We start from the raw sequence: 1517 nt of genomic DNA, 5'->3' as shown, positions 1-1517 counted from the left end.
CCCCAAAGCGGCCGCGGGCCTTCCGCGCGGACCCGGCATCCGAGCGGAAACGGCCGTGCTCCCAGGGGGTGTCGCCGGAGGGAACACGGCACGCCAGGGTGCCCGGGGCGTCCTGCACGCCCCTGGTCGACACCCCCGATTCAACCACCGCCCCCACCGCCCCCACCTCAGCCGGACGGCCACCGCCGCCCCGGCCACAAGAACGACCCGCTCGCCGCCCTACCGCGGGCAGGTGTAGGTGAACTCGGTCGCCGCGGTTCGTTCGGCGGGGGAGAGGAGCTGGAGTTCCGCCCGGGCCGGGTAGGTGCCCGTGCCCCTGAAGGTCCACATCAGGTGGAGGGTCGCCTCGGTGCGGCCGCTGGGGACGCGTTCCGTGAGCTCCTCCGAGCGGGTGCCGTCGCTGCGGATCCAGCGGTACGTCAGGGTCCCCGGGCGGCCGTCGGTGCGTACGGTGGCCACCACGTCGGCCGTCGCGTCGCAGCCCGGCCCGCCCGGCTCGGTGCTCACCGCCACCTCGCGCACCTGGACGGCCGGCCCGAACCGCTGCCAGCCCAGGTACGCGAGCACCCCCGCCAGCACCACCGCGGCCAGGGTGTACCGGCGCCAGCCGCCGCCCCGCCGCCGGGGCGGCGGGGGAACGGGAACGGGCGTGACGGGGAAGGGCGCGGGCAGGGCCGCCGTGACCCCCGGGCCGAACCGCAGCACGGCGCCCTCGACCCGGTCGGGGGCCGCGTCCGCCGGGGGCGGCGGGCCGCTGAACCAGTGGCTGCCGAGGACGGTGGCGCTGTAGTCGTCGTCCCGGGGGCCGTGCGGGTCGTGCGGATCGCTCATCGCGGGGGCTCCAGGTCCGTGCAGCGCATCAGCAGCTGGGAGTCGGAGGCCGAGGCGTTGGCCGCGGCGGGCTTCGTGGTGACCCGGACGCCGCCGTAGCAGCCGCGGCCGCGCGTGAAGGTGTGGGACTGCACGACCGTGGCCGGCGCGCCGGCCTCCACCACGATCGTGTCGGTGCCGTCGGGAACGGAGTAGGCGCCCTGCGTGCCGCCCAGGAACCACTGGACGACGATGGTGACCGGCCCCCTGCCCTGGGTCGCCAGGGAGATGGCGGCGTCGCCCCGGTAGGCGCCGGGCTTGAGGGAGACGCCGAGCTTGGTCACCCGCAGGGTGGGCGTGGGCGTCGGCGTGGGCGACCAGCTGACCGTCGGCGTCGGCGTCGGGCTCCAGGACGGGCTGGTGCTGCCGGACGGCCAGGACGTCGGCGTGGGCGTCGGGGACGCGGTGGGCGCCGACGGCGTGGGCGTCGGGCTGCCCGTGGCCGACGGCCGGGGCGAGGGCGGGTGCGACGGGCCGGCCGTCGGCGTGGGCCCGGGCACGGCCGGACTGGTGGTGGCGAAGTCGCTCAGGGCCGAAGGGTCCTGCGGGGTGCCGGCCGCGTCCGTCGTGAGCACCACCACCGCGCCCAGCACCAGCGCCAGGCCCGTCGCGAGCCAGCCGCCGCGCCCCGGGGCCCAGCCCGAGCC

The 1517-nt window shown here is 77.7% G+C and carries 2 protein-coding genes and 1 pseudogene; 1 reads left to right on the top strand and 2 read right to left on the bottom strand.

What is annotated here, in order from left to right:
- Positions 1–219: 219 nt before the first annotated feature.
- Together VR44_RS36865 and VR44_RS45655 are read right to left on the bottom strand one after the other, a co-directional pair.
- A complete protein-coding gene (locus tag VR44_RS36865; RefSeq protein WP_045952031.1) occupies positions 220–831 on the bottom strand; it encodes a hypothetical protein in 612 nt (203 codons plus the stop codon).
- The gene (locus VR44_RS45655; RefSeq protein ID WP_045952030.1) at positions 828–1154 is read right to left on the bottom strand and encodes a hypothetical protein; all 327 of its coding nucleotides are present in this window, start codon (positions 1152–1154) and stop codon (positions 828–830) included. Before VR44_RS45655 ends, VR44_RS36865 begins: the two co-directional genes overlap by 4 nt.
- On the opposite strand from VR44_RS45655, the pseudogene VR44_RS45650 reads away from it, so the two are divergent.
- Positions 1147–1517: pseudogene (locus VR44_RS45650) on the top strand (hypothetical protein); the annotation flags it as partial. The gene VR44_RS45655 and the pseudogene VR44_RS45650 overlap by 8 nt on opposite strands.

Source organism: Streptomyces katrae, assembly GCF_000966975.1.
Taxonomy (GTDB): domain Bacteria; phylum Actinomycetota; class Actinomycetes; order Streptomycetales; family Streptomycetaceae; genus Streptomyces; species Streptomyces katrae.
The sequence above is the reverse complement of the archived record's forward strand: the minus strand, read 5'-3'. Positions and strand labels throughout refer to the sequence as shown.

Bases quoted from the DNA above. Each gene is read 5' to 3' on its own strand.
- VR44_RS36865 (WP_045952031.1), bottom strand. From the start codon at position 831: ATGAGCGATCCGCACGACCCGCACGGCCCCCGGGACGACGACTACAGC.